The sequence below is a fragment of the Streptomyces sp. NPDC090442 genome (assembly GCF_044769405.1).
Lineage (GTDB): Bacteria > Actinomycetota > Actinomycetes > Streptomycetales > Streptomycetaceae > Streptomyces.
The window spans coordinates 17,628-32,988 of record NZ_JBIVXW010000067.1 but is presented as its reverse complement, the minus strand read 5'-3'; the positions used below and the strand labels follow the sequence as shown (position 1 = coordinate 32,988).

Below are 15,361 nucleotides of genomic sequence, written 5' to 3'. Positions count from 1 at the left end.
GCCTGCCGACCGCTGCCCGCCCGTCTCCCCCGTCAGGACGTGCCGGTCCCCCCCGGCTCCCGTCAGGCCCCGTACGGGTCCAACGCGCCGTCCTCGCCGGGCTGTTCCGGCACCGCGTCGGCGAGCCGGGCCAGGAGGTCCGCGGCGCGCTTGCCGACCGTCTCCCGGTCGCCCTCCGAGAGGGCCGCGCCCATGCCGACGGCGACCGCGCCGGCCGCTATCCACTCGGGGGCGGTCTCCAGCGTCACCCCACCGGTGGGCACCAGCGGCGCCTGCGGCAGGGCGGCACGGACGTCGCTGACCCAGGACGGGTGATAGCCGGATGCCGGGAAGAGCTTGAGGGCGTCGGCGCCCAACTCCAGGCCGCGCACGATCTCGGTGGGCGTCGAGACGCCGGCGAAGACCGGGACGCCGTAGCGGTGGCCGGTGTGGATGACCGAGGCGTCCAGGGTGGGGGCGACCAGGAAGCGGGCGCCGGCGTCCACCGCCATCCGGGCCGACGCGGCGTCGAGGACCGTGCCGGCGCCGATGACCGCGTCGTCACCCAACTCGCGGGAGAGGGTGGTGACCGCCTCCAGGGCGAACGGCGTGGTCAGGGATATCTCCAGGCTCGTGATGCCGGCCGAGAGCAAGGTGTCGGCGGTGGCGCTCGCCTCGTCGTACGTCTTGCTGCGGACGATGGCGAAGACGCGCTGCGCCAGTGCGGCCCGGGTGATCTCCCAGCGATACACGGCAGTTCGCCGTCCTTCCTTCTTCTCCGACGCCCTCGCCGCTGTGACGCGGCTCACGACAGACCCAGCACTTTCGGGGCGCGCCGCGCCGGCTGACCGCTCATGGTCCGTATGCCGTCGATGCCCGCCCATTCCTCGTTTCTGCCGAAACGCTACCGGCAACCACTGACAATCCTCTCTCGGGGTGCGCCCCCGTGCGCCCCTTCTGCCGAGAATGGGCGGTGGAGTGCGGGAAGTGGCCGGCGGGACCGGGGGGCTTGGGGAGCACGACGGCGGCCGGGGTGCCTGAGCACCCCGGCCGCCGTGGGTACCGCCCGCGCGCGGGCGACGCCGCTTCAGCCTCAGCAGCCGAAGTCGACGAGGTTGAACGTCTTGTAGTGGTCAGAGGTGTAGTAGTCCTCCTGCTGCTGCTCGCCGGTGACGATGCGCCGGGCACCGCGGTTCGGCGCGTCGGGCGTGACCACGGTGTACTCGTGGTAGTAGCCCTTGTCCTGGGACGGCAGGACGCCCTCGCGGTTGTCGAAGACGGTGCCGTCCTTCGGGTACGGGAACGGGCCACCCTTGGCGATCAGGTCGAGGGTGTCGTGCGCCTGGGACGGCAACTGGGAATTGCAGACCTTGCCGACCGAGTTGACGTGGACGGCCGCGGTGTGGACCGCGGCGTGGTGGGCCGGGGCGACGGGCGTCGCGGCGACCGCCGTACCGCCGAGGAGGAGGGCCGACGCGAGGGCGCCCGCGGCGCCGATACGGGTAATCCGTGGGGGGATTCTCATGCGCACCAGAATGACGCGCGTAGACATCATCCTGTCAATCCCAAGGAGCTTATGTTTCCCGGGAGTTCACACGGACACCGCACCGCCACCGCAACACGCCCGCTCCCGTCGACCGCCCGCCACCCACGCGCCACCCCGCACCCCCACCATGACTTCTCAGGAGGAACTCCCCATGCGCGTCAAGGACTTCGACCATCTGGTGCTCAAGGTGCGGGACATCGAGCGCTCCTTGGACTTCTACTGCGGGCCGCTCGGCCTGGAGCCGGTCCGGGTGGACGCCTGGCGGGCCGGCGAGGCCCCGTTCCCGTCGGTGCGGGTGAGCCCGAGCACCCTCATCGACCTGATCACCGGCGACCGCGCCGGCACCAACGTGGACCACATCTGTCTGGTCGTCGACCCGTTGGACTGGCGGGAGGTCATCGACTCCGGCGCCTTCACCGTGCTGGAGGGCCCGGTCGGCCGGTACGGCGCCCGCGGCGACGCACAGTCCCTCTACGTCGCCGACCCGGACGGCAACACCGTCGAGCTGCGCTGGTACCCCCAGGACGCCGCCTGACCGGCGGCTGAAACGCCCCGCGCATTTTTGCCTCAGAGGCAAATCTTTTGCCTCTGAGGCGAAGGCTGGCTATACCGGAAGCATGACCGAGCTCCCCGACGAGCCCTCCGGCACCGCCCCGGAGGAGCTGTCCACCGTCGCCCCGCGCCTGCGCGACCTGCGGCGACGCAACGGGCTCACGCTGGAGACCGCGGCCCAACGGGTGGGACTGTCGCCCGCGCACCTGTCGCGGCTGGAAACCGGCCAACGACAGCCGTCGCTGCCGATGCTGCTGGCACTGGCCCGGACGTACGGCACCACGGTATCCGACCTGCTCGGCGAGGCCGCCCCGGAGCGGGACCCGATCCTGCGGGCCGGCCGCGCCGAGCCCTCGGAGGCCGGCGGCTGGACGTACTGGACCGTGGGCGGCGCCGGACGCGCCATGCAGGCGCTGCGGGTGCACGTGCCGCAGCGGGCGCAGGGCGACCTGGTCCGGGTGCACCCCGGCGAGGAGTGGCTCTACGTCCTCGGGGGCCGCCTGCGGCTGACCCTCGGCGAGGCGGTGCACGTGCTGGACCCGGGGGACGCCGCGCACTTCGACTCGCTCACCCCGCACCGGCTGGCGGCCGCCGCACCCGGCGGGACGGAGCTGCTGTTCGTGCACACCCTGCTCCAGAGCGGCGCCGCCGAGCTGTGCCTCGGCGGCGGCACCCCGCACGGCCGCGGCGGCTGAGCCCGCGCCGTCCGCCCGCCCACCACCGTCCACTTCACCGTTCCGGAAGGGAAGGTCGATCCGCCATGCCTGACGACACCACCCCCGCCCCGTCGACGCCCGTCCCCCCGACCTCCCGCCGCTACGTCGAGACCAAGCCACCGCGCGGCGTGTACGTCCGGGTCTTCATCTACGTCGTCGCCACCCACGCGCTGCTGGCCTTCATGAGCCTGCTGGTGCTGATCGCCAAGAACCGCTAGGACAGGCCCCGGCCGCCGCGGTCGCGGACCAGTTCGTCCCGACCCGCGATCGGGTGAACCCTGGTGCCGCGCCCTGCCCGGCGGCGTTCCCCGGGCCCGCGGCACGCAGCACACTCCTCGGAGAGCCCCGCCACACCGAGGAGGACCGAAGGATGCACCGTACGCGCACCGCCGCCGTCGCCGCCCTCGCGGTGGCCCTCGCCACGCTCCCGTTGACGGGGATGGGACCGTCCCGCGCCGCGCCGCCCCGGAGGGTCGACGACGCCCTGGACGGCTCCACGACCGCCGCCCTCTCCCCCGTCCCGCGGTCCGTTCGCGACCGCGGCGACCGCCTCACGATCACCCCGACCGTGGCCCTCGTCGCCCAACGGGGCACCGACGCCCCGGCGCTGGCGCTGGTGGCACGGTCCCTGAGGGCGGCCGGCGCCCGACACGTCGTACGGGAGCCGCGGGCCGTCCCCGGGAGCGGGCGGCTGACCGTCTACGTGGACGGGCCGGGCGCGGACCGCGCCCTGAGGGAGCTGGGGGCGCGCGGCGCCGCCGGGCTCCCCGCGGAGGGCTACGCGCTGGCCGCCGGCCGCGGCCGGATCGCGCTGGCCGGCAGGGACGCCACCGGCACCTACTACGCCGCCCAGACGCTGGGCCAGTTGCTGCCGCACCGCGCCCACCCGGGCGCCCAGGTGCGCGGCACCGTCGTACGGGACTGGCCGGCGACCCGGCTCCGCGGCGTCGTCGAGGGCTTCTACGGCACCCCGTGGTCGCACGCCGCCCGCCTGGGCCAACTCGACTTCGCCGCCCGGCACAAGATGAACCTCTACGTCTACTCGCCCAAGAACGACGCCTACCTGCGGCAGAAGTGGCGCGACCCCTATCCGGCACGCCAACTGGCCCAGATCAAGGAGCTGGTGGACCGGGCCCGGGCCCGGCACGTGGAGTTCAGCTACGCGCTCTCCCCCGGGCTGTCCGTCTGCTACGGCTCGGACGCCGACGTCCGGGCCCTGACACGGAAGTTCGCGACCCTGTGGGGCATCGGGGTGCGGACCTTCGCGGTGCCGCTGGACGACATCACCTACACCACCTGGCACTGCGCCGCGGACCGGCGGAAGTTCGGAACCGGCGGCGGCGCGGCCGGGAGGGCGCAGGCCCAGTTGCTCAACCGCGTCAACCGGGAGTTCATCGCCCGCCATCCGGGCGCCCGACCGCTCCAGATGGTGCCGACCGAGTACCACGACCTCAAGGCGACCCCGTACAAGGCCGCGCTCGCCGCCCGACTGGACCGGAACATCCCGGTGGAGTGGACGGGCGTGGACGTGCTCGCGCCCACCATCAGCGCCGCGCAGGCCCAGCAGGCCCGCACGCTCTTCGGGCACCCGATCCTGCTCTGGGACAACTACCCGGTCAACGACTACGTCACCAAGCGGCTGATGCTCGGGCCGCTCAACGGGCGGGGCCGCGGACTGCCGGCCCGGCTCGCCGGGTTCACCGCGAACCCGATGATCCAGCCCGCCGCGTCCGAACTGGCCCTGGCCACCGCCGCCGACTACGCCTGGAACGACCAGGCGTACGACGCGCGGGCCTCCTGGGACCGCGCCATCGCGGAGCTGGCCGGTGGCGACGCCCGCACCGCCCACGCCCTGCAGGCCTTCGCGGACGTCAACTACGCCTCGGGGATCAACCCGCACCAGGCTCCCGAACTGGCCGCCGCCCTGGCCCAGTTCCGCAGGGGCGGCGGCGCGCGGCGGCTGGACGCGGTACTGCGCGACCTGCGGGACGCGCCCGGTGTGCTGCGCGACCGGCTCGCCGACCGCCGCTTCGTCCACGAGTGCGCGCCCTGGTTGGACGCCACCCGGGCCTGGGGCGTGGCAGCCCGTGAGGCCCTGCGGCTGATCGAGGTGACCCGGACGGGCAAGCGGGCGTCGGCCCGGCACCTGCGGGAGCACATCCCGGGGTTGGTGGCGCGGGCGAAGTCGTACGTCTATGTGGACATGACGGGGAAGCGGATCCCGGTGGTGGTCGGCGACGGGGTGCTGGACGCCTTCGTCCGGGACGCACTGGCCGGGCGCCGCGCGCAATGAGGTGATCCGGCCCCGTCCACGCCCCTGGTGGCCGGCGCCCGCACCCAGGCACCGGCCGCCGCCTCGCCCCTTACGAGAGGAGACCGCCATGGTCCGACCCGACCGCCCGACGTCCGCCAGCGCACCGAGTGGCAGCGCTGCGCACCGCCTGGACATCAACGCCCCGCGTCCGAGCGCCACCACCGTCCTGGAGGAGGCGGTCCGCGCGCTCGCCCCGGAGGACGGCGCCAACCGGCTCGTCCAACGGATCGCCGCGGGACAGGCGCCGCGTTCGGTGTTCGCCGCGTTCGCCCTGGAACAGCGCCACCTCATCACCTCCGACCGGCTCAGCTTCCAGCACCTGGCGCGCCGCGCGGACGGCGATCCACCGGTGGCGGACTACTTCGACCTGCTCGCCGAGGGCGAGTCCCTCGCCCTGGAGCGGCTGGCCGGGCTGACGGACGCCTGCGCGCTCACCGACCGGGACATCGCCGGGTACCGGCCGCTCCCCGGCTGCCAGGCGTACCCGTCGTACGTGGCCCGCCTGGCGCTGGGCGCCGAGCCGGCCGACGTGGTGGTCGCGCTCACCGCCAACTTCGCGGCCTGGGGCGGCTACTGCGCCACGGTCCGCACCGCGCTGCGGGAGCACTACGGCTTCCCCGCGGCGACCGACGGCTTCTTCACCCTGTTCGCCGAGCCGGCGCCGGAGGTGGCGACCGCGACCCGGGCGGCGGTGCAGCAGGGCCTGGACACCGGGCAGGCGCGTCCGGAGCTGGCGCACCGCTACGGGCAACTCCTTCAGGCGTACGAGGCGATGTTCTGGAACTCGCTGGACGAGTGATCCGTTTCCCGCGTGACGGAACGGATCACGGCGGGGAGGACCGGCGGTGGGGGCACGGATGGCGGACGGGGAAATGCTGGCGCGCGCGGCGGAGTTGACGGCGCGGGCGGGGCGGCGGGCCGCCGCGACGTTCGGGGCCTGGGCGCCACGAGGCGCGGACGACGGCGCGGGCCCGGAGCACGGCCCTCCGGAGGCGGTGGAGGCGGCGGGGTTGTTACGGGCGGAGCTGACGGCCGCGTTCCCGGACGTGGCGGTGTGCGGCGGGACGGTCGGGGCGCGCCCGGATTCGGCCGGCCCGCGCTGGATGATCGCCCCACCGCCCCGTACCGACGATCCGGCCCGGCCGCTCTGCCTGGCCTACGAGGACGCCTCCGGCCCGTCGCTCGGCGTGGTCCAACTCCCGCTGGGCGTGCGGACGGTGGCCGCCGGGCGCGGGCTGGGCTGCCGGCTGCTGGACGGCGGCGGGGAGCCGTCGGGCGGCCGGCCGGTGCGGACCGGCGGGCGCGCGGAGTTGACGGGCGCGCGGACGCTGACGGACGGCCCGGCGGGCTGGCCGGAGCCGCTGCTGACGGCGGTGCACCGGCGGGTGGCGCTGGCGGCCTTTGGGGGCGGGGCGTTGGACGTGGTCACCGGCCGGGCGGACGCCTGGCTGAGCGTCGGCCCGGTGACGTACGGGGAGCGTGCCGCGCTGGCGGTGGTCGTGGCGGAGGCCGGCGGCCGGATCACGGACCTGGGCGGCGCCCCGGTGCCGACGGGCGACGGCTCGGTGCTGGTCACCAACGGGCCGCTGCACGAGGGGTTCCTGCGGCTGATCGCGGAGGCGGGCGGGCACGAGCCGAAGCCGGTGGTGGACGCCCCCGATCCCGGCTGGGCGGCCGAGGGGGCCGCGCTGGCGGAGGGGCTGCGGGCGCTGCTGGGCCCGTTGGCGCTGCGCGCCGACCACATCGGGAGCACGTCGGTGCCGGGGATGGCCGCCAAGCCGGTCTTCGACCTCCAGGTGAGCGTGGCGGATCTGGCGGAGGCGGCGGTGGCCTTCGACGGACCGCTGGCCGGGGCGGGGTTCGAGCCGGCCCCGCATCTGCGCGATCACGTTCCGGCGGGCCGGGCGGACGCCCCGGAGCGCTGGGCGAAGCGGTTCTGGTCGCGGCGCGGTGGCCCCGGGCCGGACGTCAACCTCCATGTGCGGCGGGCCGGTTCGCCCAACGAGCGGCTGGCGCTGCTCTTCCGGGACTGGTTCCGGGCGCATCCGGAGGCGGTGCCGGCGTACGCCCGGTTCAAACGGGAGTTGGCGCACCGGGTCCCCGAGCTCGGCGCGTACGCCGACGTCAAGGACCCGGTGGTGGACCTGGTGATCGAGGTCGCCGAGCCGTGGGCGGCGACGACGGGCTGGCGGCCCTGAGAGGCATCTGAGGCGATGCCCATCAGGGCCATGGCAACCGCCCGTTCCGGCGGGGCAGGATCATCGCCTGCCGTCCAACTTCCCCTGCTCTGCGCCCAGTTGGCGGTATCGGGCGGCCAGCCGGTCCGCTCCCTCCGCGGTCAGCGAGCCGTGCAGCCGGAGCCGCGCGATGCCGCCGTCGGGGAAGATGTCGAGCCGGACATGGGTGGCGGCCGGGGCGTCGTCCAACAGGAAGCGGTGGACGGTGTCGGGCTGGAGCCGGGTGCGGGGCAGCAGTTCGGTCCACTCGCCGTCCTCGCCGTCGCGCCCGAGGAGCGCGGCCCAGCCGGCCGCGTTGCCCTTGAGGTAGCCGGTGTCGATCTCCACCGCGCGGATCACGGACCGCTCGGTGAGGCGGTAGCGCACCCAGTCGTTGCCGCTGCCGCGGCGGCGCCGGGTCTCCCAGCCGTCGTCCATCTTGCGGGAGCGGCCTGGCCGGATGGTGTTGGTCGGCGAGGAGTAGAAGCGGTCCGAGGCGTCCTCGACGCGGCCGCCGTTCTCCAGCGCGACGAGGTCGAAGGTGCCCAGCGCGGCGAGCCAGCGGGGCGCGGGGACGACCTCGCCGTGGACCCGGAGGCGGGCGATGCCGCCGTCGGGGTGCTGGTTGAGGCGGAGGTGGGTGAAGCGGCGCTCGGCGTGGACGGCGAAGCCGTTGGCGGCGTGCCCGCCGATGGCGGTGCGCGGGACGAGGGTGGTCCAGGCGACGCCCTCGGCGAGGAGCTCGGCCGGCGACGGGGAGCCCTCGACGCAGGCGCCCTCGATGCTCACCGACTGCGGGTAGTTGCCACGGAAGTGCGCGGTGTCGACGACGATGCCGCGGATCACGCCGGGGGCGCCGAGCCGTATCAGCGCCCAGTCGTGGTCCTCCTCGGACGGGAAGGGGTGGTCGCCGTCGGCACCGCGCCGGCGCCGGGTCTCCCAGCCGTCCATGACCTTGCCCTTGTGGCCGAAGTGCTCGGGGTCGAAGACCGCCGGGTCCGGCTTCAGCAGGTTCTCCCGCTCGGCGAAGAACTCGTCGTTGGCGGCGAGCACTCCGGCACCGAGCCGCCGGTCGGCGAGGTCGGGCAGGTGGGAGAAGGGGAAGCCGGCCGCACCCGGGGTGCGGTAGTCGGCATGCGGGTCGCCGCCCCCGTAGGGGCTGGCATCGCCGGTGTAGTGGGGCAGTTCGCCGGTGGTCATGCGCGCGGCCTTTCGAGCAGCTCGCCGGTGGGCTCGACGAGGGTGGTGCCGTCGTTGATCTGCCGGCCGCGCAGCCAGGTGGAGCGGACCACGCCGTGGAAGGTCTTCCCGGCGTAGGCGGTGATCTTGTTGCGGTGTTGGAGCTCGGCCGGGTCGACGGTGAAGGTCGCCTCCGGCGCCAGCACGGCGAAGTCGGCGTCCTTGCCGGGCGCGATGGCGCCCTTGGCGTCGAGGCCGACGAGCCGCGCCGGGGCGGCGGACATCCAACGGACCACGTCGTCCAGGGTGTGGCCGCGCTCGCGGGCGGCGGTCCAGATGGCCGGCAGGCCGAGTTGGAGGGAGGAGATGCCGCCCCAGGCCGTGCCGAAGTCGGGGGTCTTGAGGTCGAGGGTGGAGGGCGAGTGGTCGGAGACGATGCAGTCGATGGTGCCGTCGGCCAGGCCCTGCCAGAGCACGTCCTGGTTGCCGGCCTCGCGGATCGGCGGGCAGCACTTGAACTCGGTGGCGCCGTCCGGGACTTCCTCGGCGGTGAGGGTGAGGAAGTGCGGGCAGGTCTCGACGGTGATCTGGACGCCCTCGGCGCGGGCGGCGGCGATCATCGGCAGCGCGTCGCCGGAGGAGAGGTGCAGCACGTGCACCCGCGCGTCCAACTTCCGGGCCAGGTCGATCAGGCCGGCGATGGCGTCGTTCTCGGAGGCGCGGGGGCGGGAGGCGAGGAAGTCGGCGTACTTGGGGCCGTGCACCTCGGGGGCGGCGTCCAGGTGGCCGGGATCCTCGGCGTGCACGATCAGCAGCCCGCCGAAGCCGGCGATCTCGCCGAGCGCGGCGGCCAGTTGCTCCCGGTCGACCTGCGGGAACTCGTCGACGCCGGAGGGCGACAGGAAGCACTTGAAGCCGAAGGCCCCGGACTCGTGCAGCGGGCGCAGGTCCTTGACGTTGCCGGGGATCGCGCCGCCCCAGAAGCCGACGTCGATATGGGCCTTGGTGCGGGCGACCTCGCGCTTGGTGTCGAGGTTGGCGACGGTGGTGGTGGGCGGGAGGCTGTTGAGCGGCATGTCCACGAGGGTGGTGATCCCGCCGGCCGCGGCGGCGCGGGTGGCCGTCCAGAAGCCCTCCCAGTGGGTGCGGCCGGGGTCGTTGACGTGTACGTGGGTGTCCACCAGGCCGGGCAGCAGGACGTCGTCGCCGAAGTCCGTGACCCGGGCCCCGGCCGGGGCCGCCGCGTCGTGCGGCAGGACGGCCACGATCTTGCCGTCCTTGACGGTGACGGAGGCGGCGCGCGTCCCCTCCGGGGTGACGACGCGAGTGGAACGCAGCACCAGCTCTGTTTCGGACACCCGGTACCTCCCATATCGTTGTTCCATGGTCGCCGGTCGGCCCGCGCGGGGCACGGCTGCCGGGGGCCGTGCCACTCCGGACACACCTCCCCTGAAGCCGGGAATTCCGGTACGGACCACCGGTATACAGAAATTCAACAATCTGTTGAATGAGTTTTCACTTCGAAACCCGGCCCGTCAAGACCCCTGTGCGGCGGCCGGGCCGGCGATCGCGTCGGCCCGCTCCGGATGCGCCGCCGCCTCCCGCGCCTCACCCCTGACCTGCGACGGGATGATGTCCTGCGGGATCGGCCCGGTGCCGGCGGCGGCCCGCTCGCGGCCCGAGAGCGCCGCGTAGAGCAGCCCGGCGACCGACATCCCGAAGATCCAGGAGAACGGCGCCACGGCGTGGAAGACCGGAACCAGCGCCAGCGTGGCGGAGACCGCGGCGGCCGGCAGGAACGCGATCATGGCCTTGGGGTTGTAGCCCCTGCGGTAGTAGTAGGCGCCGGCGGCGTCGGCCGAAAACAGCGCATCGACATCGATCCGCCCCCGCCGCACCGCGTAGTAGTCGACGAGCAGGATCGCCACCAGCGGGCCGAGGAAGGCGCCCAGCGCTCCCAGGAAGTACTGGATCACCAGCGCCGAGGAGTACAGCTTCCAGGGCAGGACCAGCACCGCCAGCACCGCGGTGATCATGCCGCCGCGCCTGAAGTCCAGGTACTTCGGCAGCAGGTTGGCGAAGTCGTAGGCGGGCGAGACGAAGTTGGCCACGACGTTGATGCCGATGGTGGCCACGATGAAGGCGAGCGCGCCGACGATGGTCACGACCGGGTTGTCGATCTTCTGGATCACCTTCACCGGGTCGTAGATCGCCTCGCCGAAGACCGCGATGGTGCCGGCGGTGACCAGGACGGCGACCACCGCGAAGGCCGTGAAGTTCACCGGCAGCCCGATCAGGTTGCCCCGCCGGTAGGAGCGGTGACTGGGCGTGAAGCGGGCGAAATCGGCGTAGTTGAGGACCAGCGTCAGGAACGTGGCCACCGTGAGGCTGACCGCGATCAGGCTCTGCTGGAGCTGCGCGGTGCCGCTGAGTCCGGTCAGGCTGCGGGTCAGTGAGATGTCGCCGTGCGCCTTGACGACGAGGTAGAGCGCCAGCGCCAGCACCACCAGCCAGACCACCGGCCCGGTCGCGAAGTCCTGGACCTTGCGGATGAACTCCATCCCGCGCGTCAGCAGGAGGGCCTGCAACCCCCACATCACCATGAACGCGATCCACCCCAGAGTGGACAGCCCCAGCACCGAGTTGTGGTGGTACGCGTCCAGCCCCGGCGCGATCTGCAGCGTCAGCAGCACCACGGCCGTCGAGGCCAGCCAGGTCTGGATGCCGTACCAGGCCACCGCCATGACCGCGCGCAGCAGTGCCGGGATGTTGGCGCCGTAGACGCCCCAACTCGCCCTCGCCAGCACCGGATACGGGACGCCGGTGCGGTGCCCCGCGTGCCCCATCCGGTTCATGAACCAGTAGACGATCGTGATGCCGGCCAGCAGCGCCGCGAACACCTCCCAGGCCGGCAGCCCGAGCACGAAGAGGCTGGCGGCGAAGGCGTAGTTGCTGATCGCGTGGGTGTCGGACATCCACAGCGCGAAGACGCTGTACGTGCCCCAGCTGCGCTTCGCGGTCGGCGCGAGGTCCTCGTTGAACAGCCGCGGGTCCGGTGGCCCCGGACGGCCTTGCGGGGATGTGCTCATGTGTCCTCCCAGGCAGGTTGGGTGGAGCTTGGGAATCAGTCGTCAGATGCCTGATGTCTTGCGCGAAAAATCGTTGCTACGGGCGGAACCCTGTTGCCGGCCCCGGTCTCCCGCGCCCGCCAGCCCGAGGTGGGTGCTGAGCGGCCAGGAGCCGATGACCTTCGGGCGCGGCGGCGCGAAGCTCCGCTGCGTACTGGTGGCCAACCCGAGGCCGACCACCGCCTCGGCGAACTTCACCGCGGCGGCGACACCGTCCACGACCGGCGCCCCGAGTTCCGCCGCGACCCTCTCCTGGAGTCCGGCCATCCCGCCGCACCCCAGGCAGATCACCTCCGCGCCGTCCCGGACCACCTGGCGCGCGGTCTCGATGATCACCGCGACGGTCCGCTCGGGGTCCTCCTCCAACTCCAGGACGCCCAGGCCGGTTCCGCGCACGCCGGCGCAGCGCTGGAGCAGCCCGGCGGTCAGCAGCCGGTCCCGGATCTGCGGTACCGCGCGGTCGAGGGTGGTGACGATGCCGTAGGCGTGGCCGAGCATCAGCGCCATCTGCGCCGCGGACTCGGTGATGTCCAGGACGGGGACGTCCAGCAGTTCCTGCGCCCCCTCGCGGCCCGGTTCGCCGAAGCCGGCCATGACCAGCGCGTCGAACGGGGCGTCCAGGGTGGCGAGCCGGTCCAGGACGGCCGCGGCGCTGAGGTACCCCTCGAAGTGCCCCTCGATGGACTCGGGTCCCCACAGGGGTTCGGTGGCGAGGATCTCGGTGCCCGGGGCGGCGACCGCGGTGGCGGTGGCGCGAATCGAAGCGGTCATGGAAGCCGTGGTGTTGGGGTTCATGACGAGAATGCGCATGACGCTCCAGCAATTTGGAGGATTCCACAGAATGGATAGTAGGTTTCGCGCAGCAGAACGTAGCTATGGCCACTGGCACCGTCAAGAGATCTGCGCAAGGAGCCTGCCCCTCCGGACTCACGGGCGCTGACCGGCGGGAACGACTGTGCGGTACGCGGTGTACCCGCGCGGCACGACCGGTAGGCTGCTCCGGTCGGGCCCGGCGCCCGCAAGGCGTAGAGCTTCAGACCGATCCGACCCCGCCCGAAAGGAACGCGACGTGCCGCCGTCCAGCGCCAGCACCTCCGCCGCCGATGCCAAGCCAGCAGGCGCCAGCGGTGGGGTCCAGTCCCTTGAGCGCGCCTTCGACCTGCTGGAGCGGATGGCCGACGCCGGCGGCGAGGTCGGCCTGAGCGAGCTCTCCGCCAGCAGCGGGCTGCCGCTGCCGACCATCCACCGGCTGATGCGCACGCTGGTCGCCTGCGGCTACGTCCGGCAGCAGCCCAACCGCCGGTACGCCCTCGGGCCGCGCCTGATCCGCCTCGGCGAGAGCGCCTCCCGCCTGCTGGGCACCTGGGCCCGACCGTTCCTGGCCCGCCTGGTGGAGGAGACCGGCGAGACCGCCAACATGGCGCTCCTGGACGGCGACGAGATCGTCTATGTGGCACAGGTGCCCTCCCGGCACGCGGTGCGGATGTTCACCGAGGTCGGCCGCCGCGTCCTGCCGCACTCCACCGGCGTCGGCAAGGCGCTGCTGGCCGACCACCCGCCGGAGGAGGTCCGCGCCCTGCTCGGCCGCACCGGCATGCCCGCCGCGACCGAGAAGACCATCACCGACCCGGAGCGCTTCCTCGACGCCCTCGCCGACGTCCGCCGCCTCGGCTACGCCGTGGACGACAACGAGCAGGAGATCGGCGTCCGCTGCCTGGCGGTCCCGGTCCCCAACTCGCCCACTTCCGCGGCGATTTCCATCTCCGGCCCGACCGGCCGGGTGACGGAGGCCGCGACCGACAAGATCGTCCCGGTGCTCCAGGACGTGGCGGCCCAGTTGTCGGTGGCGCTGGCCAACCAGACGCCCGGGTGACGCCCGGGTGGGGCGGCCCTTCGGTGCCGCCTCACCTCCTCGGCAACCGCCCGAAGCGGTCGATCCGTTCCCGCACTTCGGCCAGCGCCGGGGACAGCGCGCTGACCGAGCCCACCGCCCCGGCTATCAGCAGCAGCGAGCGGCGCAGTCGGGCCACCTCGGGCCGCCCGTGGCTCACCATCGCGTCCAGCGCGGCCAGTTCCTCGTCGGCGGCGGACCGATCCGATAACTCGCCGGGGAGCGCGGCCAGTTGACGACGGAGCCGGGCCACCGCGGCCCGCAGCTCGCGCTCCCGCGGGTCGTCGGCACCCCCGGCCGAACGGCTTTCCCTCTTCACCTGTTCCACAACTGCGGCGCCCTCCAAGGCCGTTGCCCGTTCCGCGATGCGGGACAGTTAACGCCACTCTGTGCCACCCGCGCCATACGCAGAGCCAAAAAACCGGCCCACGGGACGGTCCGGCGGGGCGCCCGCCCCGTCCCGTTGCGCCAAGACGGGCCACCAGCCCACTCCCGCGGCCCCCTTGGGTGTCACACCGAGGTACCGGGAGGCACCCTTCGCACCACCTCCCCCACCCGTCTCCCCTGGCTGGTTTTCGCCCTTCGACCCCCGATTCCCCTACCCCACGGCCGGTTTCACCCCCCTCCCGCGCGCCCCTCCCGCCCCTCACGGCCCCTGCGCGCGCCGCGCACGTCCCGCGCGCGAGTACCCGGCCACCCCCTGACCATGCGTCAGCACGTGCGTTCCCCAGGCCGCCCGTTGGCGTGGGCGTATCCCGTACAAGGCGTATGGCGCGACGCGATGGAGCATTCTCCCTTCCGGGGAAATATCCGGCATATCACTGGATCGCATATCGCCGGATCGCACCGCATCGGATCACCGCACCACTGGATCGGAGAACGCCATGGAGCCCAACCCCGGCCCCACCCCCGGCCCGAACCCCGACCCCGACTCCCGGCGCATCAGCGTCATCCAGCTCATCTGCCGGGCGTACGGCCTGGCCGACGCGTCCGAGATCACCGAGGAGCACATACACCGCTACGTCAGCGAGCGCCGGCGCACGGAGGAGCGGACGGACCAGCTCCGGGACCGGCTGCGGCCGCGGATCCCGCGCCAGCGGACATCGGGGGGCGCGGCCTGAACCAGGGTCGCGGGGGCGCCGCACGCCGCCATGAGGTAAGCAGTTGCCATGGCACATCCAGGGGAGAGCGCAGGCGCCGGGGGGCGAGCGGGGGACGCACGGCCCGAGGGGAAGGTGGCCGGGCTGCTGCTCGCCGCGGGCGGCGGGCGGCGGCTGGGGGGCCGGCCGAAGGCACTGCTCGACCACCGGGGACGCCCGTTGGTCGAGCATGCCGCCCGCGTCCTGCGGGACGGCGGCTGCGGCCCCGTGCACATCGTGTTGGGCGCGGCCGCGGAGGCCGTACGGGACCGGGCGGAGCTGACCGGCTACCACGTCTCGGTGAACCCCAACTGGGCGGCGGGCATGGGCAGTTCGCTCCGGGCGGGGCTGGCCGCGCTGGCCGGTTCGGGGGCGGACGCCGTGGTGGTGTCGCTGGTGGACCAGCCGGGCATCGGGGCCGCCGCGGTGGCCCGGGTGGTGGCCGCCTCCACGGGGCGGGGGGCGCTGGCCGCCGCGGCGTACGGGGGCGAGCGGGGGCACCCGGTGCTGTTCGGCGCCGACCGGTGGGCCGACATCGCGGCGAGCGCGGAGGGCGACCGGGGGGCGCGGGCCTATCTGCGGCGGCACGCCGACGCGCTGACGCTCGTCGAGTGCGGTGACGTGGCCGAGCCGTACGACATCGACACGCCGGACGACCTGACGCGGCTGGAGTGACGGGCCGGGCGGGGCGGGCGCGACGC

The 15,361-nt window shown here is 73.6% G+C and carries 16 protein-coding genes; 9 read left to right on the top strand and 7 right to left on the bottom strand.

Annotated features, from left to right (window positions below; translation table 11 throughout):
- Positions 1-62: 62 nt before the first annotated feature.
- Together ACIQU6_RS34400 and ACIQU6_RS34395 are read right to left on the bottom strand one after the other, a co-directional pair.
- Positions 63-731, bottom strand: coding sequence for a bifunctional 4-hydroxy-2-oxoglutarate aldolase/2-dehydro-3-deoxy-phosphogluconate aldolase (locus ACIQU6_RS34400; protein WP_403485669.1), 669 nt, complete (start codon positions 729-731; stop codon positions 63-65).
- A gap of 341 nt (positions 732-1,072) precedes the next feature.
- Positions 1,073-1,504, bottom strand: a complete 432-nt coding sequence (locus tag ACIQU6_RS34395) for a ribonuclease domain-containing protein (protein ID WP_403485668.1) — start codon at positions 1,502-1,504, stop codon at positions 1,073-1,075.
- Positions 1,505-1,676: 172 nt separating this feature from the next.
- Between ACIQU6_RS34395 and ACIQU6_RS34390 the strand changes: the two genes are divergently transcribed.
- The 6 genes from ACIQU6_RS34390 to ACIQU6_RS34365 all read left to right on the top strand — a co-directional run bounded on the left by ACIQU6_RS34390 (position 1,677) and on the right by ACIQU6_RS34365 (position 7,305).
- Positions 1,677-2,060: a VOC family protein gene (locus tag ACIQU6_RS34390; RefSeq protein WP_403485667.1), complete on the top strand. Its 384-nt coding sequence runs from the start codon at positions 1,677-1,679 to the stop codon at positions 2,058-2,060.
- Between the two features lie 82 nt (positions 2,061-2,142).
- Complete coding sequence (locus tag ACIQU6_RS34385; RefSeq protein WP_403485666.1) at positions 2,143-2,772, top strand: helix-turn-helix domain-containing protein; 630 nt, start codon at positions 2,143-2,145, stop codon at positions 2,770-2,772.
- 65 nt (positions 2,773-2,837) lie between these two features.
- Positions 2,838-3,011 carry a DUF6126 family protein gene (locus ACIQU6_RS34380; RefSeq protein ID WP_403485665.1) on the top strand — a complete coding sequence of 58 codons (174 nt, stop codon included), beginning with the start codon at positions 2,838-2,840 and terminating at the stop codon, positions 3,009-3,011.
- A 152-nt stretch (positions 3,012-3,163) separates the two neighbouring features.
- Positions 3,164-5,086 carry a beta-N-acetylglucosaminidase domain-containing protein gene (locus ACIQU6_RS34375; protein WP_403485664.1) on the top strand — a complete coding sequence of 641 codons (1,923 nt, stop codon included), beginning with the start codon at positions 3,164-3,166 and terminating at the stop codon, positions 5,084-5,086.
- Between the two features lie 88 nt (positions 5,087-5,174).
- A complete protein-coding gene (locus tag ACIQU6_RS34370) occupies positions 5,175-5,906 on the top strand; it encodes a transcriptional regulator (RefSeq protein WP_403485663.1) in 732 nt (243 codons plus the stop codon).
- A gap of 58 nt (positions 5,907-5,964) precedes the next feature.
- Positions 5,965-7,305 carry an inositol monophosphatase family protein gene (locus ACIQU6_RS34365; RefSeq protein ID WP_403485662.1) on the top strand — a complete coding sequence of 447 codons (1,341 nt, stop codon included), beginning with the start codon at positions 5,965-5,967 and terminating at the stop codon, positions 7,303-7,305.
- 60 nt (positions 7,306-7,365) lie between these two features.
- On the opposite strand, the gene alc is transcribed toward ACIQU6_RS34365, so the two are convergent.
- The 4 genes from alc to ACIQU6_RS34345 all read right to left on the bottom strand — a co-directional run bounded on the left by alc (position 7,366) and on the right by ACIQU6_RS34345 (position 12,440).
- Positions 7,366-8,523, bottom strand: coding sequence for an allantoicase (gene alc, locus ACIQU6_RS34360; protein WP_403485661.1), 1,158 nt, complete (start codon positions 8,521-8,523; stop codon positions 7,366-7,368).
- Positions 8,520-9,860 (bottom strand): allantoinase AllB, encoded by a 1,341-nt coding sequence (gene allB, locus ACIQU6_RS34355; RefSeq protein WP_403485660.1) that lies wholly within the window; start codon positions 9,858-9,860, stop codon positions 8,520-8,522. The genes alc and allB overlap by 4 nt, the downstream gene beginning before the upstream one ends.
- Before the next feature lie 177 nt (positions 9,861-10,037).
- Positions 10,038-11,591 (bottom strand): NCS1 family nucleobase:cation symporter-1, encoded by a 1,554-nt coding sequence (locus ACIQU6_RS34350; RefSeq protein WP_403485659.1) that lies wholly within the window; start codon positions 11,589-11,591, stop codon positions 10,038-10,040.
- A gap of 42 nt (positions 11,592-11,633) precedes the next feature.
- On the bottom strand, positions 11,634-12,440 hold the full coding sequence (locus tag ACIQU6_RS34345; RefSeq protein ID WP_403485658.1) for an aspartate/glutamate racemase family protein: 807 nt from the start codon (positions 12,438-12,440) through the stop codon (positions 11,634-11,636).
- A gap of 259 nt (positions 12,441-12,699) precedes the next feature.
- On the opposite strand from ACIQU6_RS34345, the gene ACIQU6_RS34340 reads away from it, so the two are divergent.
- On the top strand, positions 12,700-13,503 hold the full coding sequence (locus ACIQU6_RS34340) for an IclR family transcriptional regulator (protein ID WP_403485657.1): 804 nt from the start codon (positions 12,700-12,702) through the stop codon (positions 13,501-13,503).
- Positions 13,504-13,534: 31 nt separating this feature from the next.
- Here ACIQU6_RS34340 and ACIQU6_RS34335 read toward each other — a convergent pair whose 3' ends face one another.
- Positions 13,535-13,849, bottom strand: coding sequence for a DUF5955 family protein (locus ACIQU6_RS34335; RefSeq protein WP_403485656.1), 315 nt, complete (start codon positions 13,847-13,849; stop codon positions 13,535-13,537).
- 556 nt (positions 13,850-14,405) lie between these two features.
- Between ACIQU6_RS34335 and ACIQU6_RS34330 the strand changes: the two genes are divergently transcribed.
- Positions 14,406-14,642 (top strand): hypothetical protein, encoded by a 237-nt coding sequence (locus ACIQU6_RS34330; RefSeq protein WP_403485655.1) that lies wholly within the window; start codon positions 14,406-14,408, stop codon positions 14,640-14,642.
- A gap of 114 nt (positions 14,643-14,756) precedes the next feature.
- On the top strand, positions 14,757-15,335 hold the full coding sequence (locus tag ACIQU6_RS34325) for an NTP transferase domain-containing protein (RefSeq protein ID WP_403485685.1): 579 nt from the start codon (positions 14,757-14,759) through the stop codon (positions 15,333-15,335).
- Positions 15,336-15,361: the final 26 nt, after the last annotated feature.